The following is a 24,032-nucleotide window of genomic DNA, read 5'->3' on the forward strand; positions in this document are numbered from 1 at the left end:
CCGCTGGCGGCATACCCGCTGTCGGCGACCCTGCCCTCGTCGACCCCGTCCCCCGAAGCCCCGCCCCCTGACCGCACCACTGTCCCCTCCCCTGGCGACTTGCCCTCCCCGGCCGACAGCGAGGGCCCGTCGTCCCACGAGCCCCTCGCCCTCCACCCCTGCCTGGATCATGCCACGGGGCACTGACAGCGGCCGTCCAGTTTCAGCTCGTCGGCGGAAGCCCCAACTCCGGGTACGCGTCCAGGAGTCGGGTGGGGGCGGCCTGGCGCCAGGAGTCGGCGAGGATGTCGGTCAGTTCGCCCTTGTCGAGCGCCGAGAGCCGTGCGCGCACCCAGGCGAACATCGCCTCGTGGTCGGCGATCCAGAACTTGTCCGGCTCCGCGAGGACCAACTCGTCGCGCTCCTCCTTCGGGCACCGCACGGCGATGGACGTCTCGTCCTCGGGGAGCGTGGCGAACATCTTGCCTGCCACCCGGAAGGTGGGCATGCTCCAGGCGATCTTCTCCGTCGTATCCGGCAGGGCCAGTGCGATACGGCGTACATCGTCGCCCGTCACCTGGGCCTTGGCATGAGATCGAGACATGCCGTGAACGGTAGCCAACGCCACTGACAGCGGCGCCTCGACCCAACCACCGACCTACCGACCTACCGACCAACCGACCCACCTCACAGCACCCGCTTGTCCAGCCAGGACCTCAGGTCCTCCTGCACCTCGTCCCTGTTGGTCTCGTTGAGAATCTCGTGCCGCGCCCCCTCGTACCCCCTCCAGGTGAGGTCGTCCAGGCCCACGTACCGGTAGTCCTCCACGAGTTCATGGACCAGCGTCATGCCCTGGTTGCAGGGGTCCTCGGTGCCGACTGCGATATGGACGGGCAGGTCGGCCGGGACCCGGGCCAGGTTCCGCGGGTCGTTCATCCTGCGCACGGCACGCACCCAGTCCAGGCAGAGCCCGGCGGAGAAAGGGAACCCGCAGCGCTCGTCGGCGACGTACGCGTCGACCTCGGCCTCGTCGCGGGAGAGCCACTCGAATCCGGTGCGGTGCGGGTACGCGTCGTTGAAGGCCGCGAAGAGCTCGGGGAGATACGACGAGAGTGACGCGCGGCCGTCCTCGGCGATCTCGCGCTCCAGGCGGGCGATCGACTCGTCGATCCCGACCCCGGGCAAGGAGCGGAAGGTGCCGGAGAGGATCAGGCCCGCGAGGCCGTCCGGGTACTCCTGCGCGTAGTCCCTGGCCAGGTGCGAGCCCATGCTGTGGCCGAGCAGGAAGAGCGGGGTCCCGGGATGCAGCGTGCGTACCTGGTCGCCGATCGCCTTGAGGTCGTCGACGATGGCACGCCAGCTGTCGAAAGCACCCGTGTCGGATGCCCCCGCAGCTCCCGCAGCTCCCGCGTCGGAGGCCTCCGCGTCGGACGGCCCGTCGGAGGACGAACCCGTCACCCCGTACCCGCCCGTCGCCTGCGCCGTCGCGCCATGCCCCCGGTGGTCGGACGCGATCACCCCATAGCCGTGCGCCATCAGGTGGCGCGCGAACCGGTCGTAGCGCAGGGCGTGTTCACCGGCGCCGTGCGCGATCTGCACGAAGGCGCGCGGCCTGCCGCCGTCGGGCAGCCAGGTGTACGTGGCGACGGGGACGCCGTCCGCCGCGTTCACGAGTCCGGCGGTGTACGCGGCGGGGGCGGGCGTCGAGGCGTGGTCAGGCATTGCGGAAGGCTCCCCTGTACGACATCTGGAACGGGTTCTCGGCCGGCTTCTGCAGAGCTGGGTTCCCTGCTCTGCCGAGCTGGGTTCCATGCTCCGCAGAGCTGGGTTCCCTGCTCCTGAAACCCTCCCCAGCACACGCGCCCTCATACCAGTGCCGCTGTGACTCCCTTCTCACGTCAGGCCCTTCCGACCCATTGACCCCCCATCAGAGCGGAACCTACGCTGAACAACGCGCAGGAGAAAGCGCTTTCTAGCCTCCGCACCCCGCGGCCCGGCCAAGCACCCCGCGCACCCCGCACCCCGCGCACCAAGCACCCCGCGCAACTCGCACTCACCGCACACCCGGCTACCGGCAGCCGTCCACCCGCCCAGCCCAGGGAGCGCCATGAGTTCCACGAGTCCCACCGCGCCCAGACGCGGCCCCACCCCATCGAGACCCTCCCCCACCACGCCGAGCCCCTGGCTCGCGCTCATCGCCCTGCTGGCCCTCGTCATCGGCCTCGGCCTCACCGCGCCGCCCCGCGCGGCAGCAGAAGCACAGCCGGAGCCGAAGGCCGCGGCGGCGCCCTTCCGTGTCCTGGTCTTCTCCAAGGTCACGAACTTCCCCCACGACTCGATCCCCGCGGGCGTCGAGGCCATCAAGAAGCTCGGCAGCGAGAACGGCTTCGAAGTGGAGGCCACCGACGACGCGGCGGCCTTCACCGACGCCAATCTCGCCCGCTTCCAGGCCATCGTCTTCAACAACACCAACTCCACCCCGGAGAAGGGCGACCTGCTCGACGCCGACCAGCGTGCGGCCTTCCAGAAGTACGTCCGCGCGGGCGGCGGCTGGGTCGGCCTGCACGCCGCGTCGGCCAGCGAGCGGGACTGGACCTGGTACGAGGGTCTGGTCGGCGCCATCTTCGACAAGCACCCCGAGGTGCAGACCGGGCGGATCAAGGTCCTCGACCACGCGCACCCCTCCACCAAGGGGCTTCCGGAGCTCTGGGAGCGCACGGAGGAGTGGTACAACTGGCGGGCCAATCCGACGGGGAAGGTGCACACGCTCGCGCAGGTGAAGGTGCGCGACGGCGTCACCGGGCTCGACGAGGGCGTCGACCAGCCGTGGTCCTGGTGCCAGAACTACGACGGCGGCCGCTCCTGGTACACGGCGGGCGGGCACGCCAAGTCGGCCTTCCAGGAAGAGGGCTTCCTGAAGCACCTGCTCGGCGGCATCGAGTGGGCCGCCGGCAACAAACCCGGCGACTGCACCGCCACCAAGACCGGTGCCTTCCAGCGGACGCCGCTCGCCACCAACGATCTGGCCGACCCCTTCGAGCTGGCCGTCGCCCCCGACCGCCGGGTGTTCTTCGTGCAGCGCACCGGGAAGCTGAAGATCATCGACCAGGAGACGCTGAAGGTCTCCACGGCGCTCGACTTCGACTACACGCCCGAGATGACGAGCCAGTCGGACGGTCTGCTCGGCCTCGCGCTCGACCCGAAGTTCCAGGACAACCACTGGGTCTATCTCCTGAACTCCGACAAGAACGAGAAACGCATCAATCTCTCCCGCTTCACCGAAGCGGGCGGAAAGGTCGATCCGGCCACGGAGAAACGGATTCTGACCATTCCCACCTTCCGTGGCGAAGGCCGGGCGAACTCGCACATGGCGGGCTCGATCGCCTTCGACAAGGAGGGCGACCTGTACATCGCGACGGGTGACAACACCGACCCGTTCGCGTCGGACGGATTCGCCCCGATCGACGAGCGCGAGGGCCGCCGCGCCTGGGACGCGCAGGGCACCTCCGGCAATACGAACGACCTGCGGGGCAAGGTCCTGCGCATCACTCCGAAGGACGACGGAACGTATTCCGTGCCCGAGGGGAATCTCTTCGCGCCGGGCACGGACAAGACCCGCTCCGAGATCTACGCGATGGGCATGCGCAACCCCTTCCGCATCACCACGGACCCGCTCAGCGGCGCCCTGCTGATGGCGGACTACGGGCCCGACGCGAAGGGTGCCGTCGCGGATCGCGGCCCCGAGGGGACGGTCGAGTACAACCGCATCACCAAGGCGGGCAATTACGGCTGGCCGTACTGCATCGGCAACAACACCCCGTTCAACGACTACGACTTCGCGACGAAGAAGTCGGGCGCGAAGTTCGACTGCGCGAAGATCGTGAACGATTCGCCGAACAACACGGGTCTGCGTGATCTGCCGCCCGCCGAGGCCGCGGACGTCTGGTACGCCTACTCCGCCTCCGAGCAGTTCCCCGAACTCGGCACGGGCGGCGGCGGCCCGATGAGCGGCCCCGTCTATGACTACGACGCCGACAACACGTACAAGACGAAGTTCCCCGAGTACTTCGAGGGGAAGTGGTTCAACTACGAGCTGACGCGGCAGTGGTTCAAGGTCTTCTCGATGCAGGAGAAGGACCAGACGTTCACCGATCCGCGCTTCGAGCCCGCCAAGGCGGGCGATCTGAACTCGATCAACTCCATTTTCCCGGACATGAAATGGAACCAGCCCTTCGACGCCGACTTCGGCCCTGACGGGGCGATGTACGTCATCGACTTCGGGCTCGGCAGCGGCACCGGCCGCGGCGGCAGCAACGAGGGCGCGGGCATCTACCGCATCGACTACGTGGCGGACGGACGACTGCCGGACGCCCGCGTCACGGCCACACCGGACAACGGCAGCACCCCACTGAAGGTCACGTTCTCCAGCGAGGGTTCGGGGCTGCCCGGCGGCAAGCCCGTCACGTACGCGTGGGACTTCGACGGCAACGGCACGACCGACTCGACCGAGGCCGACCCGACGCACACGTACACCAAGAAGGGCCAGTTCAGCGCGCGGCTGAAGGTCACGGGCGAGGACGAGCTGAGCGGACTGGCCGTGCAGGAGGTCACCGTCGGCAACACCCGTCCCGTGGTCACGATCCAACAGCCGCCCAACGGCGGGACGTTCAGCTTCGGCGACACGATTCCGTTCAAGATCAAGGTGACCGACAAGGAGGACGGGAAGATCGACTGCAAGCGGGTCGTCGTCCAGTCCCAGCTCGGGCACGACACCCATCTGCATCCGCTGGACAACTACACGGGCTGTGCGGGCGAGATCGTGACGGACGCCGGTGACAGCCATGGTCCAGGTCAGAATCTCTACTACGGGATCACGGCCCAGTACGAGGACAAGGGCGCGTCCGGTGTGCCCGCCCTGACGGGTTCCTCCTCGCTGACGCTGCGAACCTCCTTCCGCGAGGCCGAGCACCGCACCGGGACCGGCGGCGCACACGAGGGTGCGGTCACCGGTGACCGCGCGGACGCGTCCGGCGGCAAGCGCCTCATCGAGATCGAGGACGGCGACTGGGTGTCGTTCGACCCGGTGAACCTCAAGGGCGTCGACTCCGTGACGGTGGGTGCGGCTTCGGCCGGGCTCGGCGGCGACATCGAGTTCCGCGCCGGATCTCCCACGGGCAAGCTGCTCGGCAAGGTGAGCGTGCCGAACACGGGCGGCTGGGGCAACTTCATCTCGCCGACCACGGAACTGGCCGACCACGACGGCACGACGAAGCTGTACGCCGTCTTCACCAACCCCGAGTGGTCGCCGGAGAAGGCCGATCTCCTGACGGTCGACTGGCTGCACTTCAACGGCCCCGGAGTCGAGAAGAGCGCCGGTGCGAAGGTGACGGTCAAGGCGGCCCCGGCCGACGGCACGGCGCCTCTCGCCGTCAAGCTCACGAGCACGGTGAAGCTCCCCGCGGGCCGCACGGCGGCCTCGTACCACTGGGACTTCGGCGACAACGCCAAGCCTTCGGGGACCGAGACCGGCAGCGCCGAGCACACGTACGCGCGGAAGGGCTCGTACACGGCGCATCTGACCGTCACCGACGACAAGGGCGACACGACGACCGGCGCGGTCCGGATCACGGCGAAGTGAGGGGTCGGCCATGACATCCATGAGGCCCATGAGGCCCATGAGGAGAACCGGTCCGAACGGGACCAGACGTGCCTTTCTCGGTACGTCGTTGGGGCTGGCGGCAGCCGTCGGTAGCGCACTGCCCGCGCGCGCGGGCGACGCGTCACCGTGCCGGCGCATCCCGCGCGGGGGCATCGGCATGCATCTCTACACGATGCGCGATGTCCTGGCACGGGACTTCGCCGGCACGCTGGAGCAGCTCGCCGACATCGGGTACGCGACGGTGGGCGTGAGCGGCCGGCACGGGAACAGCGCGGCAGACATCCGGCGGATGCTCGACGCGGTGGATCTGAAGGCGGTCCTCGAACACGTCGCGTACGACACGCTCAAGGGCAGCGGCCTCCCCCAGGCCCTGGAGGATCTGCACACCCTCGGGGCGAAGTGGCCGGTGGTGCCGAGTCTGCCCGGCGCGCTGCACACGCCGGACGGATTCCGGGAAGCGGCCCGGCAGTTCAACCGCATCGGGCAGGCGTCGCGCGACGCGGGTCTGGGCCCGGTGCTCTTCCACAACCACGGCACGGACCATGTGGTGGTGGACGGCACGAGCCTGTACGACATCCTCGTCACCGAGACCGACCCGCATCTGGTCGGCTTCGAACTGGACGTGTACTGGGCGGCGAAGGGAGGCGCGGATCCGGCGACGTACTTCGTGCGGCACCGGCGGCGCTTCCCCGCGCTCCATGTGAAGGACATGGCGCCGGACGGCGGCTTCGCCGACGTCGGCTCGGGGACGCTGGACTTCGCCGCGATGTTCGCCCACGCGCGCGTGGGCGGCGTCAAGCAGTGGCTGGTGGAGCACGACAGCCCCACCGATCCTTTCGCCACGGCGCGGAACAGTTACGCGTATCTGGCGGCGCTGCGTTACTGAAGTGTCTCCAGCGCCGGGTCCGGCCGGGGTGCGCCCGAACCGACCACCTTCCTAAGAAGGGCCCACCTTCTTGAAGAAGAGGGTGGTCGGGTGGAGCACTCCGGCCGGATCGGTCGCGTAGTCCGGAATGACTCCGGCAGCCGTCCAACCGCCGGTCCGGTAGAGGGACTCGGCGGGGCTGCCGGTCTCCGTGTCCAGGATCAGGAGGGTCGCGCCCGCGTCGACTGCCGCTGTTCGGCCGCGGCCAGAAGGCTGCGGGCAAGGCCCCGGCCGCGCGCGCCGCTGTGGACCATCAGCTTGAGGATCTCGGCGCGATGCCTGCCGTTGGGCTTGTCCACGAAGCCGACGCTGATGGTCCCGGTGACCCGCTCGCCGTCACGCGCTGCCCAGACGGCGAGCCGCCCCTCGGCCACCGCCGGGGCCAGGCCCCGCCACCAGTTGACGGCGGACGCCCTGTCCAGGGGCGCGAGGAAGCCCAGGGACGAGCCGCCGTCCACGACATCGGTCAGCAGATCGGCCAAGTCGTCCGCTGAATCGAGGAGTTGATCGCAGGAGAGGCACGTCAGCGTCTCCGTCGCCCGCCCGGCGCTCATCGCGGTCGCGGTCTCCGTCACCCGCCCGAAGCTCATCGCGCGACCACCACCAGGGCGTACCGCACGGCCTGCTTCCCCGGGCACCGGAACCGCGTCGGCCCCCACAGCCGGAAGCGAATGCAGTCCCCCGCGTCCAGGGCGTGCGTCTCGCCCTGGACCGTGATCTCCAGTGTTCCGTCCAGCACCCAGATGTGCTGTTCGATGCCGGGCACGGGAGGCCGCTCGTACGCCACGTCCGCGCCCGGTTCCAGGCGGCCCTCGACGAGTTCACCGCGCAGTCCGGCGTGTGGCGGCGACACCGACCGCCGGACGAAGCCGGACGCGCCGTCGGTCCACACGCTCTGCTCGGCCGCGCGCACCAGCTGCGCGGGCTCGGCCTCCACCTCGCTCAGGAGCTGCGACATGGTGCGCTCGTAGACGGCGCAGAGACGGTTCAGGAGGGACGCGGTGGGGCTGATCTCCGCGCGTTCGGCCCGTGACAGGGTGGAGCGGCTCACGCCGCTGCGGTCCGCCAACTCACCCAGGGACCAGTCGCGTTCCGCGCGCAGCTCGGCCAGGCGGGCGGCGAGCCGGTCATCGACGCCATCGTGTTCCATATTCGGCACGCTATCCCGAATATGAAACACAGGGCAATCGCCACTGCCCGTGGCTCGCGCCTCACTCGTGCGCGGACACCGCCCCCAGCAGCTCGCGGATCCGCCCGGTACCCTCGCGGAACTCGGCTGTCGCCAGCGTCGACGCGTACGAACGCTCGGCAGGGAGGCCGACGTCGATGATCTCCTCCACCGTGCCCGGGCGCGGGCTCATCACGACGACGCGATCCGCCAGGTAGACGGCCTCCGGGATCGAGTGCGTGACCAGGAGCACCGTGGTTCCGGTCTCGCGCCAGATCCGGTTGAGCTCGACGTTCATCTGCTCGCGTGTGAGCGCGTCGAGCGCACCGAAGGGTTCGTCCATGAGCAGCACCGGGGGCTCGTGCAGCAGCGCCCGGCAGAGCGCGACGCGTTGTTGCATGCCGCCGGACAGCTCGTGCGGATAGGCGTCCTCGAAGCCGCCGAGTCCGGTCATGCGGATCAGTTCGTCGGCACGCGCGCGTGCCTCGGCGCCGGGGATGCCCCGCATCTCCGCCTGGAGCAGGATGTTGCGCCGCGCGGTGCGCCAGTCGAGGAGCGCGGCCCGCTGGAAGACGTAGCCGATGTCGCGGCGCGGCCCGCGCACCCGCTCGCCTCCCAGGAGCACGTCGCCCGACGAGGGCGCGAGCAGGCCGGCGATCAGCTTGAGGAGGGTGGACTTGCCGCAGCCCGACGGCCCGACGATCGCCACGAACTCGCCCGCGCCGACGTTCAGTGAGACGTCCCGCAACGCGGTGACGTCCTTCTTCTTCGTACGGAAGCGGACGGCGACGTCATCGAGGCGCACGGCCGATGGCCTCGCCTCCCCCGTCGGAACCCCCGCCGTCACGCGTGGCTCGTCACTCATTTTGAGAGTCGCATCCTTCGCCATTCCCCTGCCGCCCCTCAGCCCTTGGTCCCCTTGTCAGTCCTTTGATCCCCGAGTCGTCAGCCCTTGAGCCCCTTGGCCGCGTCCCAGTACTCGGCAACGGGCTTGGCCTTCTTGACCATGCCCGCCTCCGCGAAGACGTCGATGGTCTGCTGCCAGTCGGCCTCGGTGTTGGCGCCCGGCGCCTTCCCCTTCGTGGCGTCGGTGTGCAGCAGGGTCAGCGTCGTCTTGAACTGCTCGGACAGCACGTCCTTGGGCGGCAGTTGCTCGGAGGCGCCCTCCATGGAGGCGACCGCGGGCTCCGGGCTCTTCTCGGCGGCGGCCCAGGACTCGCTCACGGCGGCGGTCATGCGCTTGGCCAGATCGCCCCTGCCCTGCAGGGTCCTGGGCCCGGCGATGAGGCCGTTGGAGTAGAAGTTGAGGCCGTTCTCGGAGAAGCGCAGATACGAGACGTCCTTCTTGGCCTTGTTCTGCATGGTGGGGCCCTGGTCGCTCGCGTACCCGAGCAGCGCGTCCGTCTTGCCGGAGATCACCGCGGCGATCTTGCCCGCCGGGTCGGTGTTCTGGACCTTGACGTCGGAGAGTTCCATGTCGTTCTTCGCGAGGAAGATCGGGAAGGTCTTGGTGAGCGCGTCGCCCGCTGTGCCCGCGATCGTCTTTCCCTTGAGGTCGGCGGGAGACTTGACGCCCTGAGCCTCGAAGAACTGCACGGAGGCGGGCGTCGTCTGCAGGAAGACGCCCAGGCTCTTCACCTTGACACCCTGGTCGACGCCCGCGAGCACCGCCGGGGTGTCCGCCCAGCCGAAGTCGGTCTGGCCGGCTCCGGTGGCCTGCACGGTCTTCTGCGATCCCTGGCCCGCCCTGATGTCGACGTCGATGCCGTGCTTCTCGAAGATCTTCTGCTGCTTGCCGTAGTAGAACGGCGCGTGTTCGCCGTACGGGTACCAGTTGAGCGTCAGCGTCACCTTGTCGAGCTTCTTGCCGGAGTCGCTGGTGCTCGTCTTGTCGTCATCGCCGCCGCAGGCCGTCGCGGTCACCGCGACGAGGGCCAGGGGGGCGAGGCCGGTGAGCAGTCTGCGCGCGTGCATGGAACGGCCCTTCTCGCGTACGACGGACATGGCTTACGACGGACATGGCTGGGGCGTGACCGGGGGCGGGGCGGAGGTCGGTGGTCAGTACGTCGTGGTGGCGGCAGCGTCCCTGCGGCTCGCGTGCCACGGCAGGAGCAGCTTCTCGGCGATCTCGACGAGCACGAAGAGGACGACGCCGATCAACGACATGACGAGCAGCCCCGCGAAGAGCATCGGGGTGTCGAGGTTTCCGTTGGCCTGGAGGATCACATAGCCGAGGCCTTCGTTCGCGCCGACGAACTCGCCCACGACGGCGCCGGTGACGGCGAGCGTGACGGCCACCTTGAGACCGGAGAACAGGTGCGGCAGCGACGCCGGGAAGCGGATCTTCAGGAAGGTCTGCCAGGGCCGTGCGCCCATGGTGGCGGAGAGCTGGAGCATCTCCGGGTCGACGGCTTTCAGGCCCGTCACCATCGAGATGACGACAGGGAAGAAGGCGATGAGCACGGCGATGAGGATCTTCGGGGCGATGCCGAAACCGAGCCAGACGACGAAGAGCGGTGCGATGGCGATCTTCGGCACGACCTGGGCGAAGAGGAGGATCGGATAGAGCGTCTTCTCGACGGTCGTCGAGTAGACCATGAGGACCGCGGAGAGAATGCCGACGCCCACGGCGATGACGAAGCCGATCAGGGTCTCGTAGGTGGTGACCCAGCTGTGCTGCCAGAGGTAGTCGGGCTTGTCGAGGATCACGTCGAGGGTCGCGCCGGGCGAGGGCACGAGGTACGCCTCGACCATCTCGGTGGCGGCGACGAGCCACCAGGCGCCGAAGCAGACAAGCAGCAGGACGAGCGGACGCCAGCTCTTCTCGGCCGCCTCAGCGGTACGTTGTCGCAGAGTAGGGCGGCTGCGATCGACAACCCCCGCGGCTTTGACGGGAGTTGCCTGCAGTGCGCTCTGGCTCACGGTGAACTCCCCTGGCAGTCAGCGAACTTCGGAGGCAGTTGCGGAGCTTCGATGGTGCGGAAACCGCTTTCAGAAAGCGCTTTCTGATAAGGTGTCCGCCACGCTAATGACTGGCTGACCGCAGGGTCAATAGGTCGGCTCGAAGTTTCGCGACGCGAGGCGAAGGGGGCGCGGTGCGGGCGCTGGAGCGGGAGCAGGGACCGGGGGCGGGGCGGGGGCGTGGACCCGAGCAGTCGCCTGGAGCAGGGCGGGCCCGGGAGCAGCGAGCCGCGTCCCCCGGGCATGGACGCGAGCATGGGTCGCACGTCACGCTGCACGCCGTGGCCCGTACCGCCGGGGTCTCCCCTGCCACCGCGTCGCGGGCCCTGAACGGCACGACGCGGGTGCGCGAGGAACTGCGGCGCAGGGTGCTCGAAGCGGCGGAGCAGCTCGGTTACATCCCCAACGCCCATGCGCAGGCCCTTGCCAGCTCGTCGAACAACACCGTCGGGGTCATCTGTCACGACGTCGGTGACCCCTACTTCGCGGCCATCGCCAGCGGGGTCATGGCGGCCGCTGCCGAGCAGGACCTCCTTGTCATGCTGGCCAGCACCTTCCGGGCCCCGGCACGGGAGATCGCGTACGTCTCGATGCTGCGGGCGCAGCGAGCCCGCGCGATCCTGCTGATCGGCTCGGGCTTCCAGGACCCCGCGTGGGAAAGGGCGTTGGAGTCGGAGCTCGCTCCCTACATACGTGACGGTGGCCGCGTCGCCGTGGTCAGCAGGCACCGCAGCCTCCGCGTGGACACGGTGCAGCCCGAGAACCGCGCGGGGGCGGGTGCGCTGGCGCGGGCGCTGCTGACGCTGGGCCACCGGGAGTTCGCCGTCCTCACCGGCCCCGAACGGCTCACCACGGTCGCCGACCGCCTGGCCGGGTTCCGCGCGGCGCTGGCCGACGCGGGGGTCGCCCTTCCCCCGGAGCGGATCGTGGAGGGCGCCTTCACTCGTGACGGAGGCCATGCGGCGGCGCTCGAACTGCTGCGGCGGGGGCAGCGACCCACGTGCGTCTTCGCGGTGACGGACGTGATGGCCGTGGGGGCGTTGGGCGCCCTGCGGGAGCGCGGGCTGCGGGTGCCGGACGACGTGTCGCTCGCGGGCTTCGACGACATCCCCCTGGTCAGGGAACTCACGCCGCCCTTGACCACCGTGGCGCTGCCCCTGACGCGCATGGGCCGGGACGTCATGGCTCTGGCGTTGCGCGAGCGGGCGGCCAGGTCGCGGGTCGAGAGGGTGCGGGGGGAGGTTGTGCTGCGGGCCAGCGCCGTTTCGCCTGGGTAAGGTCCCCTGGGTGAGGCCGGCGGCGGCAACCGGGCCGACGACCGGGCGCATGCCGGGTACGCATCCGGGTTCCCCGCCGACCACGATCGACTGGGTCCGCCCGGATACGCATCCGGGTTCCCCGCCGACCACGATCGACTGGGTCCGCCCTCACGTCACAGACGACCGGTCCACGCCTCCTTGTCGTCCGGCAGTGCCGCACGCCGCAAGTGTTCGGCAAGCGCCGCCGTCGCCGGGGACGGTGGTGGGTTCCTGGCGCCCCACGCCAGCAGATGCTGCCGCCGGGCCCACGGATCCTGCAGTTCGCAGACCTCCAGGGGCCGGCTCGGGTCGATGGCATGGCGGGGCACGACCGCGAGGCCGACGCCGGCCGCCGCGAGGGCGACGACCGCGTTGAGGTGGGCGACGCTGGTCCGGTGGCGTGCGACCGGGGCGTGCGGACCGAGGTGCTTCTCGATCCAGCGCCCCAGCGAGGAGTCGGCGGAGAGGCCGACCAGCGGGTGTTCCGCGGCCTCGCGGTAGGTCATCCCGGTCCGGCCCGCGAGGACGCCGCCTGCCTGACCGATCACTACGAGGGAGTCGTCGCCCAGCGGTTCCAGAGCCAGGCCGCAGTCGCGTGCCTCCTCGTCGACGACCACGCCCAAGTCGGCCTCGCCGTCCGCGAGCCTCCGCACGGTCTTCGGCGTACGGCTCTCGGACACCGTGACGTCGACGTCAGGGTGCGCCCGCAGGAACGAGATCAGGGCGCGCGGCACCAGCCGGTGCATCGCGGAACCGCCGACCAGCAGCGTCAGCGGAGCCGCCGGGGAGCGGCTGTAACCCGCGACGGCGCTCTCGAGCCGCACCGTCTGGGCGATGACCTCGCGCGCGTGCCGGGCCAGCGTGGTCCCCGCCGGGGTGGGGCGCACGCCCCGCCGCCCGCGGATCAACAGCGCCACACCGGCCTGCTGTTCGAGGGAGCGCACCCTGGCGCTGGCCGAAGGCAGGCTCAGATGCATCCGGCGGGCGCCTGCCGTGATCGACCCCTCCGTCACGATGTCGAGGAAGAGCCGCAGGTCGTCCAGGTCATAGCGCACCCTTGTGAGCCTATGGCACAGCCTTAGGCTGGGTACACCGATAACGCATTGTGGGCCCACCGACCACGGGGCGATGCTCGGCGGGTGTCCGAGATACTGCTCGTCCTGCTGGCCGGCATCGCCGCCGGAGCGTTGAACTCCGTCGGCGGCGGAGGCACGTTCGTTGCGCTGCCCGCGCTGGTCGCGGTCGGGATGTCCCCCGTGACGGCGAACGCGTCGTCGACCATCGCCCTCGTGCCGGGAGCCGTGGCCGGCGGATGGGTCTACCGACGCGAACTCGCCCCGGTCGGGGCGGCGTCCACCAAGGCTCTGACGGCGATCAGTGTGGTCGGGGGCGGACTCGGCGCCGCCCTGCTCCTCACGCTCCCCGCGGCGTCGTTCGACGCCGCGGTGCCGTGGCTGCTCGCGTTCGCCACGGTGGTGCTCGCCTTCGGCCGCCGACTCTCCCGCGCGGTGAGCGGCGCGCTCGGCCGCGAGATCAGCATCAGCACCCGGGCCGTACTGATCGGCCAGTTCTTCCTCGCTCTGTACGGGGGATACTTCGGCGGTGCCGTAGGCATCATGATGTTCGCCCTGTGGGGCATCGGTCTCGGCCTCGACACCGCGGTCAGCAATCCGATGCGGGTCACTCAGATCGCCGCCATCAATCTCAGCGCGACCGCACTGCTCCTCGTCGCATCGGATGCGCTGAGCGCTCCCCTCGTCCTCGCCACCATGCTGGTCGGCGCGCTGGCGGGCGGCTTCACCGGCGCCCACTTCGCACGCCGCCTCTCCGAGCGGCTGCTGCGGAGCATCATTTTGTCCACCGCCGTGACGATGACCGTCCTCTACTTCGTGCGCGATGTGCGCGGTTGAGGCCGATCGACATGACCGAGGACCACACGGACGCGGCCCGGGCGCGTCTCGCGATGGCCTACGAGGCGTGCGAGCTGGCCGGGCTCGCGCGTGCCGCCGTACCGGTCGGCGAGCACGAGCTGCGTCCCGACGGCGCCGGCCGCTCCCCCGGCTCGGTGCTTGCCGACGCCGCCCATGTGCTCAGGGCCGCGCACCGGTTCGTCGAGGCCACCGCCGTGTGCGAACGTCTCGGCGGCGCGAGCTGGCAGGTGATCGGCGACGCCCTGGGAGTGGACGCACGGACAGCGCGGACACGCTTCGCCGCGGCCGAGTCCCGTTTCCGGGAGGAACTGCGGCGCGCTACTTCCTCACCAAGGGCGACGAGTTCGTCGTCGTCTCCGAGGACAAGCTCATCCAGGGCCCGGTCGAGCTGACCGAGGCCTACCCGTTCCTTGACGGCCTGTGGATGTGGCCACCGCCTGGACGCAGCCGCCGCCCGGTGGTGTCAACCGGCCGCTTCTCCCAGCGCGTCGAGCACCGGGCGGATCAGCGGATGCTCCTCCGCCCCGCACCGCACCGCCGCGAAGACCCGGCGGGTGGGAGCGACGCCCTCCACCGGGCGGATCACCACCCCAGAGACGTCCATCCCCCGCAGCGCCGACCGGGGCACGAGCGCCACGCCCGCGCCGGCCGACGCCAGGGCGACCACCGCACGGAAATCGTCCGACCAGTGTTCGAGCAGGGGCTGGAAGCCCGCCGCCTCGCAGGCGAGGATCACCACGTCATGGCAGGGGTTGCCGACGAAGGGCCCGATCCAGGCGTCCTTGGCCAACTCCGCGAGCGGCACACGCTCCGCCTCCGCGAGGCGGTGCGCCTCCGGGAGCACGGCGTCGAACGGCTCCGCGTACAGCGGGACCCGCGTCAGCCGCGGATCGTCCGCGCCCGGGGCGCCCCGGTACTCCACCGCCACAGCGACGTCCACCTGCCGGTCGAGGACCATCGGCAGGCTGGCGTCGCCCTCCGCGTCCTGGACCCGCACCCGGATCCCGGGCGCGGCGGTCGAAAGGCGAGCGAGGGCGGGGCCGACCACCAGGGCGATCCCGGTGGCGAAGGACGCCACGGTCACCGTCCCGGCCGCGCCCGAGCTGTACGCGGCGAGCTCCGCCTCGGCCCGTTCCAGCTGGGCGAGGACCGCGTTCGTGTGGGAGAGCAGGATCTCGCCCGCGGGAGTCAGCCGGACCCCGCGGGCACCCCGCTCGACCAGTCGGTGGCCCGTCTCCTGCTCCAGCGCTGTCAGCTGCTGGGAGACCGCGGACGGCGTGAGGTAGAGCGCGGCGGCAGCGGCCGTGACCGTGCGGTGGTCGGCCACCGCACGGAGGATGTGCAGCCGCCGCGCTTCGATCATGAGGTCGATTGTCCCAAACCGCGGGGCCCACCGACACCAGCGGCTTCGCCCGGCCGCTCAGGCGCACTCAGGCACGCTCAGGCACCCGCGGCGTCCAGCTCCGCCCGCGCCGCCACGAACGCGTCCACCGCACGGTTCACGTCCTCTGTGGAGTGCGCGGCCGACAGCTGGACGCGGATACGGGCCGCGCCCTGCGGCACCACCGGGTACGAGAAGCCGATCACGTACACGCCGCGCTCCAGGAGCAGCTCGGCCATGCGGCCCGCGACCGAGGCGTCACCGATCATCACCGGGGCGATCGCGTGGTCGCCCGGCAGGATGTCGAAGCCCTCCTCGGTCATCCGCGAGCGGAACAGCGCCGTGTTCGCGGCGAGCCGCTCCCGCAGGTCGCCCGCCGACTCCAGGAGGTCGATGACCTTCAGCGAGGCCGCCGCGATCACCGGGGCGAGCGTGTTCGAGAAGAGGTACGGGCGCGAGCGCTGGCGGAGCAGCGCGACGATCTCCGCGCGGGCGGCGACGTAGCCGCCGGACGCGCCGCCGAGAGCCTTGCCCAGGGTGCCCGTGATGATGTCGACGCGGTCCATGACGCCGTGCAGCTCGGGGGTGCCGCGCCCGCCGGGGCCGACGAAGCCGACGGCGTGCGAGTCGTCGACCATCACCATCGCGTCGTAACGCTCGGCGAGGTCACAGATCTCCCGCAGCGGGGCGACGTACCCGTCCATGGAGAAGACGCCGTCGGTGACGATCAGCTTCCGGCGGGCGCCGCCCTCGGAGGCCTCCTTCAGCTGCTGCTCCAGGTCCGCCATGTCGCGGTTTGCGTACCGGAAGCGGCGGGCCTTGCTCAGCCGGATGCCGTCGATGATCGACGCGTGGTTGAGGGCGTCGGAGATGACCGCGTCCTCGGCGCCGAGGAGCGTCTCGAAGACTCCGCCGTTGGCGTCGAAGCAGGACGAGTAGAGGATCGTGTCCTCCTGGCCGAGGAACGCGGACAGGCGTCCTTCGAGCTCCTTGTGCACCTCCTGCGTGCCGCAGATGAAGCGTACGGACGCCATGCCGTAGCCCCAGCGGTCCAGGGCCTCGTGCGCGGCGGCGATCACCTCGGGGTGGTCGGCGAGGCCGAGGTAGTTGTTCGCACAGAAGTTCAGCACCTCGCCGGGGCGGCCCCCCGCGGTGACGGCGACCGTGGCGGACTGCGGGGTGCCGATGACGCGCTCGGGCTTGTGCAGGCCTGCGGCGCGGATCTCGTCGAGGGTGGTGCGCAGGTCGTCGCGTACGGAGTCGAACATGCTTGATTCCTTTGGGAGTTGAGCGGTGCGGCCGAGGGGGTTCAGGAGGTCCAGTCGAGGATGACCTTGCCGCCGCGGCCGCTCGCCGCGTCGTCGAAGGCCGCCTCGAAGTCCCGGTGGCCGTAGCGTCCGGTGATGACGGGAGCCAGGTCGAGGCCGCCTTCGAGCAGCACGGACATGGAGTACCAGGTCTCGAACATCTCGCGGCCGTAGATGCCCTTGATCGTGATCATGGAGGTGACGATCCGGGACCAGTCGACGGCGAACTCCTCGGCCGGCAGACCGAGCATGGCGATCTTGCCGCCGTGGGTCATGTTGGCGAGCATGTCGCGCATCGCGACGGGGTTGCCGGACATCTCCAGGCCGACGTCGAATCCCTCGCGCAGGCCCAGTTGGCGCTGCCCGTCGGCGATCGAGGTCTCGGCGACGTTCAGCGCCAGGCTCGCGCCGACCTTGCGGGCGAGTTCGAGGCGCTCCTCGCTGACGTCCGTGATGACGACGCTGCGGGCGCCCGCGTGCCGGGCCACGGCCGCGGCCATCAGGCCGATCGGGCCCGCCCCGGTGATCAGGACGTCCTCGCCGACCAGCGGGAAGGACAGCGCGGTGTGCACCGCGTTGCCGAACGGGTCGAAGATCGCGGCCACGTCGAGGTCCACGGGAACGCGGTGCACCCACACATTGGCGGCGGGCAGCGCGACGAACTCCGCGAACGCCCCGTCCCTGCCGACGCCGAGGCCCACCGTGGCGCGGCACAGGTGGCGGCGGCCCGCCTGGCAGTTGCGGCACTTGCCGCAGACGAGGTGGCCCTCGCCACTGACGCGGTCGCCGATCTTGATGTCGGCGACGTCACGCCCGGTCTCCACGACCTCGCCGACGAACTCGTGCCCGACGACCAGCGGCGCCTCGATCGCCTGCTGCGCCCAGCCGTCCCAGGCCCGGATGTGCAGATCGGTCCCGCAGATCCCGGTGCGCAGCACCTTGATCAGGACGTCCCCGTGGCCGATCACCGGCTCCGGTACGTCCATCAGCCGGAGACCCGGCTCCGCCTTCTCCTTGACCAGCGCCTTCAACGCAACGGCTCCTGTCGTACGTCGCTTCTTCCACCGACGACACAGGAATCTTCCCTACGGCGACGCCCTGGTCCATCGAGGATTTCTTAAGCGCCGCCGCAGCTTTCCTTCAGGCCGCTCCTTCAGACCGCTCCTTCAGGCCCGCGTCTGCCCCCGCTCGAAGTAGGCGACGAGCTCCGGATCCAGGTCCGGCACCTCCCGCGGCGTACCGCCGTCCCGCAGCGACTGCGTGGCGCGCACGCCCGCCGCCACCGCCATCCGGGCCGCCACCGGTGAGGTGTCGGTGCGCCCTCCCTCGCGCACGAAACGTACGAACTCCTCGATGAGCAGCGGGTCGGAGCCGCCGTGCCCGCCCTCGTCCTGGGCGTCCGGCACCGCGTACTCGGCGTCGGCTTCGGGGCGGAAGGACGAGCGTCGCGCGTTCCAGACCTTCACCACTCCCCCGGGGCCGTCGCCGAAGTTCTCCAGGCGGCCCGCGTCCCCGATGACGGTGTAGTTGCGCCAGTAGTCGGGGGTGAAGTGGCACTGCTGGTAGGAGGCCAGCACCCCGTTGTCCAGGCGCATGTTGACCAGGGAGACGTCCTCGACGTCGATGACGGGGTTGAGGTCGCGCTGGGTGTGCGGCGGCCAGTGGCCGTCCTTGGTGTACCAGTCGTCCGTCTTGGGCTCGCCCGGCTCGCGGCGGTGCGGATTGTCGCCGTAGACCATGAGGTCGCCGAGTGCCTGCACCTGGCGGGTGTAGCCGCCGGCCAGCCAGTGCAGTACGTCGATGTCGTGGGCGGCCTTCTGGAGCAACAGGCTGGTGGTGTACTGCCGTTCGGCGTGCCAGTCCTTGAAGTACCAGTCGCCTCCGTAGGCGACGAAATGGCGGACCCAGACCGTCTTGACCTCGCCGATCTCTCCGCGCCCGATGATGTCGCGCATCAGCCTGACCACCGGCATGTGGCGCATGTTGTGGCCTACGTAGAGGCGGGTCCCCGTCTCGTACGCGGTCCGCAGGATCTCGTCGCAGGCCTCGATGCCGATTTCGAGGGGCTTCTCCACGAAGACGGGCTTGTTCTCGCGCAGCGCCTCACAGGCGAGCTGCGCGTGGGTGTGGTCGGGGGTGAGGATCACGACGGCGTCGACGTCCGGGTCCTCGATGACCTTGCGGTGATCGGTGGATATCAGGGCGCCGGGAAAGGCCACGGCCGCCTTGGCCCGCGCGGTGACGTCATGGTCGGCGAGCGCGGTGACGCGGGAGCCCGCGCCCGGCCGGTGTGCGGTGCGGGCGAGCGAACCGCGCAAGCCGTAGCCGAGGACGCCGAGACGGAGGTCGGTCATGGTGTGCCTTTCCGTACCAATACCTGTGCACATACCTGTGCGGATGCGGGTGTTGCCTACGTACGTGCGGGGTGCACGAGCACGTGGGCGAGCGCCACGCTTCCCGTGCCGGTGAGCTTGATCCTTATGTATCTGGCTTCCGCGTCCGTGTCGAGGAGTGTGGGCCGAAGTGCTCGTCCGGTGACGTGCAGGGCCGTGGCGTCGGAGAAGTCCGCGGTCCTCGCGAGCTGCACGTCGAAGTCGGCGGTGGTCATGGAGGTGTTGTTCCAGACCTCGACCTGTCCGACGCGCCGCGTCCCGCCGAGGTCGACCTGCCACCAGGCGCCCGGTTCGGACAGCGTGCGGGTGTCGGTGGAGGTGTCCCCGTCGGTCGCGTGCTTCGCCTCGGCCGCGCCGTCCGTGGAGGACTGGGACGCCGTGCCCGCGCGGGCGAGGTCGGGACGCAACTGCTCGGCCGGCGCCCCGCGCGCACCCGCGCGGGCGGCCACGGCGAGCGCCCGCGAAGGCAGCAGGTCGAGCTTGGTGTGGTTGCCCGTCATGGTCGATCCGGTGCCTGTGAGGGCCGGTGCGTCGGTGTCGGTCCAGTTGCCGCCTGCGTGGTTCTGGATGCCGTAATCGGCCCAGTTGGAGACCCACTTGTAGCCGACGCGGGTGATGACGTTGCCTTCGACGCGGATGTACGAGGACTGCTCGTCGAGGTAGATGCCGTTGCCGTCGCGCTCGGTGTTCCCGTAGGCGGAGCGGTTGATGTAGTTGCCGGAGACGACCGTGCCGGGCTGGGCGCCCTGGGTGTAGATGGCGCCGCCGTCGTGCTGGGCGTGCTCGACGCGCATCACGTTCGTGATCCGGTTGCCCGTGATCCGGTTGTCGCGCAGGACGGACTTCTGAGCCTCGGGCTGGTTCCAGCCCCAGCCGACGGAGATCCCCGAGTAGGGCAGGTCGTCCAGAGTGTTGTGGTCGACGGTCAGCTCGGCCTCGTATCCGGCCCAGATGCCCACGGCGTCGGTGTACTCGACTCCGGTGCGCCGGATCGTGTTGTACGCGACGGTGTTCCGCTCACCCACGAGTTCCGCGTCCGGCTTCGGCTCGGTGTCGCCGACGTACACGGCACCGGACGACAGGTCCGTGAAGCGGGAGCGGGTGACCGACGTGTCCTTGGTGCCCGCTTCCAGGATGACTCCGGCGCCGCCCAGATGCGTGAACTCGGCCCCGCTGACGCCCACATGGCGACTTCCGCGCACCGTCAGCGCCGCGCTCGGCTTGGTGTAGTGGCGGCCCGCGTGATCGACAGGGCCGCTCGCTCCGGTGAGGGTGAGACCGGCTTGCGTGCCCGAGTAGCCCTCGTCGGTGGAGGGCTGGGCGTACGCGGCGTGGGCGAAGCCGATGCCCTGGACCCGGAGGTCGTTGGCACCGTCGACGACCATGAGGCGCTCGGTCACCGGGGTGAGCACGCGCGCGTGGCGCATGTCCTCGCCCTCGCGCGGCAGGTAGGTGACGGTGCGGTCCTCGGCGTCCCAGACGAACTCGCCCGGCTTGTCGAGGAGTTCGCGGGCGTTCTCGAAGAAGGCGACTCCGGAGTAGCGGGATGAGTCGACTGTGGTGGAGTCCCAGGCGGGGCCCGTACGGTTCGTGCCGCTCGCGGAGTTGGTCCAGCAGGGCTGCGCGAAGGTCATCCGGTCGCCGTCCACCGAGGCGATCCGGCAGTGGTAGTCGCGCCAACGGATCTTGATGACGGCCTCTGCGCCGGTAGGGCGCCGCCACGTGTCGATCCCGGTGGCGGTGGCCCCTGTCATGCCGGTCTTCGTCGCATCGCAGGTACTCGCCGCGCAGGCACCGCCCCGCGCGCGCACGGCCCGCTTCCCGTCCACGAACAGCTGGCGCGGGGTGACCCCTTCGGGAACATCGGCGCTCCAGGTGCCGTCGGCGGCCTTGGACCACCCCTTGAGCGCCCGGCCGCCGGAGAACACGGGCTCGGCGCCGCGCGCGGCGGTCCAGGTGACGGTGTGCCCGTCGCGCCCGGAGTCGGCCGCGCCCAGCTGCAGCGGCTCGCTCATCTCATAGGTGCCGTCGGCGAGTTCGACGCGTATGTCCCGTCCGCTGACGGTGCGGGCGGCGTCGCGCGCGGCCTGCGGGGAGCAGGGGCGGGTGGCGGTGCAGGAGGCTCCCGTGCCGTGCGGGGCCGCGTGGAGGATCTTGGGGCCCGGGGCGGCGTGGGCGGTGCCCTGCGGGGCGACGACCGCCGTGACGGCCGCTGTGACGGCCGCGAGGGCGAACATCCCCGCGCTCACGTGTGGCCGCTTCACTCCGCCACACCCCAGTCCGGGTGGCCCGGCATGGGCGGGTTGTCGAGGTCGAACAGCCAGTGATCGAGGAACGTGCCGACCGAGTCGTCGCCCGTCACCTCGACGGCGTTGTCGATGAAGTCCTGGGTGGAGGCGTTGCCGTGCCGGTGCTCGGTCAGCCACGCCTTCATGACGGCGTCGAACTTCTCCTGCCCGATCTGCTGGTTGAGGGCGTAGAGGCAGACCGCGGCGCCGTCGTAGATGTTGAAGCCGCCGAGCCCGGTGGGCTTTCCGGGCGGGCCGTCGGTCTTGCGGACCGCGTCGAGCTTGGCGTACGCGGCCTTCATCTTCTCCTCGATGGTCTCGAAGCCCTTCTGGTCCGCCCACACAGCCGCGTAGTAGACGGCGGGCCCTTCGTTCAGCCAGGCGTCCTGCCAGGTCGCGGGGGTGACGGAGTCGCCGAACCACTGGTGGGTCAGCTCATGGATCATGGTGGTCGAGTAGGTGGGCCGGTCGAACCACGAGGGGCCGAAGAGTGACAGGGTCTGATTCTCCAACGCGTCGCTGTAGCCGTCCCGCACGATCTGCACGCCGTACGTGTCGAACGGGTAGCGCACACCGAGGGTCTTCTCCAGCCACGCCAGCTGCCCGCCGGTCTCCTCGGCGATGGGCTTGTACTTGGCCTGCTGGTCCGCGGGGACGAGGTGGCGCAGCTTCACTCCGTGGGGGCCGCGTCCGTACACGTAGGTCTGCTTGTTGACGGAGATGCCCAACAGCTCGGGTGCCATGGGGGACTTGAGTGAGAAGTCCCAGGTCTTCTTCGTTCCGGCGTCGCGGGTCCCGGTGAGGTTGCCGTTGGCGCCGGGGGTCCAGCCGTCGGGGGCGGTGAGGTGGAAGGTCCAGGTGGCCTTGTCGGAGGGGTGGTCGTTGACCGGTGCGAAGGTGTCCGCGCGGGAGGCCTGGGCGGCGGAGGCGAAGCCGCCGTCGGACATGTAGCGCCAGCCCGGTTGGCTGATCGGCTTGGTCTTGCCGTTGCCGTGGTAGGTCAGTTCGACGTCGAAGGTCCGGTGGTCGCGCAGGCCGCCCGCCGGGGTGACGGTGAGCTCCTGGCCGCTCTGGCCGGGTGTGATCGCCCACGTGGCGTTCCTGCCGTTGACCTTCACGGTGTCGATGGCCAGCGAGTCGACGTCGAGGTTGAAGGACGACAGGTCCTGGGTGGCTCTCGCCTTGATCTTCATGGTGCCGGTGAAGTCGTACGTCACCGGTGTGAAGTCGAAGGAGAGGTCGTAGTGGCGGACGTCGTAGCCGCCGTTGCCGAGCGTCGGGAAGAGCGGGTCGCCGACGCCGTCCCCGCCCGGGGTGGGGTCGAAGGGCGCCGCGTGGGCGGGGAGGGCGAGCGCGAGGGCGGCGGCCGCGGCCGCCGTCGCCGTCGCGGCACGGGCGGTGCGGGCACGTACGGTGCGGGTCCTGTTCTCAACCATGGAGCCGCAACGTAGTAATCGCTTACTGTCCCGTCAACACCCAAGAGAAGCTCTGTTCTTGGACTTGTCCGCCGCTCCTCTGGCGATACGGGCAGAGTTCGGTACACGCTTACCCTCCACGCCGAGGAGGGCGAGCACATGGCACAGGCGGCAGCGGCAGGGCACGGCCCGCAGCGGCGACGGGCGACGGTCATCGACGTCGCGGCGCGCGCCGAGGTCTCATCGGCCACCGTCTCGCGCGTCCTGAACGGCAACTACCCGGTGGCACGGGCCACCCGCGAGCGCGTCGAGGAGGCCGTCCGGGAGCTCGGCTATGTCGTCAACGCGCACGCGCGGGCGCTGGCCGGGACATCGAGCCGGACGGTCGGCATCATCGTCCAGGACGTCGTCGACCCGTTCTTCGCCCACATCGCCCGCGGCGTCGAACGGGCCGCCTCGGCGGCCGGACGGCTCTGCATGGTCTGCTGCACCCACGGCGACCCGCAGCGCGAGCTGGCCTTCGTCGACCTGTTGCACGAACAGCGGGCGGACGCGGTCGTCCTGGTCGGCGGCGCGCACTCCGATCGCGCGTACGCCCGTGAAGTCGCCCGCAGGGCAAGGGATCTGCATGCGGGCGGATCGCGCCTGGTGCTGTGCGGGAGGCCGTCGGTGGGCGGCGACGTGCCGACCCTCTCCGTGGAGTACGACAACGAAGGGGGCGCCTTCACCCTCACCGACCATCTCCTCACCCAGGGCCACGAACGCATCCTCTACCTGGGCGGGCCGCCCGACCTCTCCACCACCCGCGGTCGCGTCGCGGGACACCGCAGAGCCCTGGAGCTGCGCGGCGTCCCGTACGCGCCGGAGCTGGTGCACACCGGCGCGTTCAGCCCCGCGTTCGGGCACCGCAGGCTGACCGAACTCCTGGCGTCCGGACCGACGTTCAGCGCGGTGTTCGCGGCCAACGACATGGTGGCGATCGGGGCGCTGCAGGCCCTGGAGGAGGCCGGGCTGCGGGTCCCCGACGACGTCTCCCTGGTCGGCTACGACGACGTGCCCATGGCCCAGGTCCTGCGCCCCCGCCTGACGACCGTGCACGTGCCGCTGGAGGAGATGGGCCGGCAGGCGGTGCGGCTCGCGGTCCCGGGCGTGGAGGCCGACGCGTGGCAGCAGCCGGCCGGAGACGGACTGACGCTCGGCACGCACATCGTGGTGCGGGATTCGGTGGCGGCGCGGCCGGCGAAGTAACCGGTTAACCCCGCGAAGTAACCGGTCAACCCCTGCCGTACCCGGCGGATACCGGGGCCAGGACAGAAAGAACGTAGAA

The 24,032-nt window shown here is 70.3% G+C and carries 19 protein-coding genes and 1 pseudogene; 6 read left to right on the top strand and 14 right to left on the bottom strand.

What is annotated here, in order from left to right; genetic code table 11:
• Window positions 1-202 precede the first annotated feature (202 nt).
• Entirely contained in the window at window positions 203-583 is a 381-nt protein-coding gene (locus tag ACZ5WE_RS26095) for an MmcQ/YjbR family DNA-binding protein (RefSeq protein ID WP_467692414.1), read from the bottom strand.
• Window positions 584-666: 83 nt separating this feature from the next.
• Window positions 667-1,701 (bottom strand): alpha/beta fold hydrolase, encoded by a 1,035-nt coding sequence (locus ACZ5WE_RS26100; RefSeq protein WP_467692412.1) that lies wholly within the window; start codon window positions 1,699-1,701, stop codon window positions 667-669.
• 385 nt (window positions 1,702-2,086) lie between these two features.
• On the opposite strand from ACZ5WE_RS26100, the gene ACZ5WE_RS26105 reads away from it, so the two are divergent.
• Together ACZ5WE_RS26105 and ACZ5WE_RS26110 are read left to right on the top strand one after the other, a co-directional pair.
• Window positions 2,087-5,617 carry a ThuA domain-containing protein gene (locus tag ACZ5WE_RS26105; protein ID WP_467692410.1) on the top strand — a complete coding sequence of 1,177 codons (3,531 nt, stop codon included), beginning with the start codon at window positions 2,087-2,089 and terminating at the stop codon, window positions 5,615-5,617.
• A 37-nt stretch (window positions 5,618-5,654) separates the two neighbouring features.
• Entirely contained in the window at window positions 5,655-6,524 is an 870-nt protein-coding gene (locus tag ACZ5WE_RS26110) for a sugar phosphate isomerase/epimerase family protein (RefSeq protein WP_467692408.1), read from the top strand.
• 51 nt (window positions 6,525-6,575) lie between these two features.
• Here ACZ5WE_RS26110 and ACZ5WE_RS26115 read toward each other — a convergent pair.
• From ACZ5WE_RS26115 to ACZ5WE_RS26135, 5 genes and pseudogenes are all read right to left on the bottom strand, one after another.
• Window positions 6,576-7,117: pseudogene (locus tag ACZ5WE_RS26115) on the bottom strand (GNAT family N-acetyltransferase).
• Between the two features lie 32 nt (window positions 7,118-7,149).
• On the bottom strand, window positions 7,150-7,713 hold the full coding sequence (locus ACZ5WE_RS26120; protein WP_467692406.1) for a helix-turn-helix domain-containing protein: 564 nt from the start codon (window positions 7,711-7,713) through the stop codon (window positions 7,150-7,152).
• Window positions 7,714-7,774: 61 nt separating this feature from the next.
• Window positions 7,775-8,596 (bottom strand): ABC transporter ATP-binding protein, encoded by an 822-nt coding sequence (locus ACZ5WE_RS26125; protein ID WP_467692405.1) that lies wholly within the window; start codon window positions 8,594-8,596, stop codon window positions 7,775-7,777.
• Between the two features lie 80 nt (window positions 8,597-8,676).
• On the bottom strand, window positions 8,677-9,705 hold the full coding sequence (locus ACZ5WE_RS26130; protein WP_467692807.1) for an ABC transporter substrate-binding protein: 1,029 nt from the start codon (window positions 9,703-9,705) through the stop codon (window positions 8,677-8,679).
• Between the two features lie 84 nt (window positions 9,706-9,789).
• Window positions 9,790-10,653 carry an ABC transporter permease gene (locus ACZ5WE_RS26135; RefSeq protein ID WP_467692403.1) on the bottom strand — a complete coding sequence of 288 codons (864 nt, stop codon included), beginning with the start codon at window positions 10,651-10,653 and terminating at the stop codon, window positions 9,790-9,792.
• A gap of 320 nt (window positions 10,654-10,973) precedes the next feature.
• Here ACZ5WE_RS26135 and ACZ5WE_RS26140 point away from each other — a divergent pair, with 320 nt between their 5' ends.
• A complete protein-coding gene (locus tag ACZ5WE_RS26140; RefSeq protein WP_467692401.1) occupies window positions 10,974-11,969 on the top strand; it encodes a LacI family DNA-binding transcriptional regulator in 996 nt (331 codons plus the stop codon).
• A gap of 155 nt (window positions 11,970-12,124) precedes the next feature.
• On the opposite strand, the gene ACZ5WE_RS26145 is transcribed toward ACZ5WE_RS26140, so the two are convergent.
• On the bottom strand, window positions 12,125-13,045 hold the full coding sequence (locus tag ACZ5WE_RS26145) for a LysR family transcriptional regulator (RefSeq protein WP_467692400.1): 921 nt from the start codon (window positions 13,043-13,045) through the stop codon (window positions 12,125-12,127).
• 84 nt (window positions 13,046-13,129) lie between these two features.
• Here ACZ5WE_RS26145 and ACZ5WE_RS26150 point away from each other — a divergent pair, with 84 nt between their 5' ends.
• The gene (locus ACZ5WE_RS26150; protein WP_467692398.1) at window positions 13,130-13,900 is read left to right on the top strand and encodes a sulfite exporter TauE/SafE family protein; all 771 of its coding nucleotides are present in this window, start codon (window positions 13,130-13,132) and stop codon (window positions 13,898-13,900) included.
• Window positions 13,901-13,911: 11 nt separating this feature from the next.
• Window positions 13,912-14,313, top strand: a complete 402-nt coding sequence (locus ACZ5WE_RS26155; protein WP_467692397.1) for a hypothetical protein — start codon at window positions 13,912-13,914, stop codon at window positions 14,311-14,313.
• A gap of 71 nt (window positions 14,314-14,384) precedes the next feature.
• Here the strand turns inward: ACZ5WE_RS26155 and ACZ5WE_RS26160 are convergent, their stop codons facing one another.
• The 6 genes from ACZ5WE_RS26160 to ACZ5WE_RS26185 all read right to left on the bottom strand — a co-directional run bounded on the left by ACZ5WE_RS26160 (window position 14,385) and on the right by ACZ5WE_RS26185 (window position 22,726).
• Window positions 14,385-15,284, bottom strand: coding sequence for a LysR family transcriptional regulator (locus ACZ5WE_RS26160; protein WP_467692396.1), 900 nt, complete (start codon window positions 15,282-15,284; stop codon window positions 14,385-14,387).
• A gap of 77 nt (window positions 15,285-15,361) precedes the next feature.
• Complete coding sequence (locus tag ACZ5WE_RS26165) at window positions 15,362-16,570, bottom strand: glycine C-acetyltransferase (protein WP_467692394.1); 1,209 nt, start codon at window positions 16,568-16,570, stop codon at window positions 15,362-15,364.
• 41 nt (window positions 16,571-16,611) lie between these two features.
• Window positions 16,612-17,640, bottom strand: a complete 1,029-nt coding sequence (gene tdh, locus ACZ5WE_RS26170) for an L-threonine 3-dehydrogenase (protein ID WP_467692393.1) — start codon at window positions 17,638-17,640, stop codon at window positions 16,612-16,614.
• Window positions 17,641-17,775: 135 nt separating this feature from the next.
• Complete coding sequence (locus ACZ5WE_RS26175; RefSeq protein WP_467692392.1) at window positions 17,776-18,963, bottom strand: Gfo/Idh/MocA family protein; 1,188 nt, start codon at window positions 18,961-18,963, stop codon at window positions 17,776-17,778.
• Window positions 18,964-19,019: 56 nt separating this feature from the next.
• Window positions 19,020-21,239 (bottom strand): galactose-binding domain-containing protein, encoded by a 2,220-nt coding sequence (locus ACZ5WE_RS26180; protein ID WP_467692805.1) that lies wholly within the window; start codon window positions 21,237-21,239, stop codon window positions 19,020-19,022.
• A 23-nt stretch (window positions 21,240-21,262) separates the two neighbouring features.
• Window positions 21,263-22,726 (bottom strand): M1 family metallopeptidase, encoded by a 1,464-nt coding sequence (locus ACZ5WE_RS26185; RefSeq protein ID WP_467692390.1) that lies wholly within the window; start codon window positions 22,724-22,726, stop codon window positions 21,263-21,265.
• A gap of 138 nt (window positions 22,727-22,864) precedes the next feature.
• On the opposite strand from ACZ5WE_RS26185, the gene ACZ5WE_RS26190 reads away from it, so the two are divergent.
• Entirely contained in the window at window positions 22,865-23,953 is a 1,089-nt protein-coding gene (locus tag ACZ5WE_RS26190; protein WP_467692389.1) for a LacI family DNA-binding transcriptional regulator, read from the top strand.
• Window positions 23,954-24,032: the final 79 nt, after the last annotated feature.

The sequence above is a fragment of the Streptomyces sp. NPDC033180 genome, assembly GCF_055577645.1.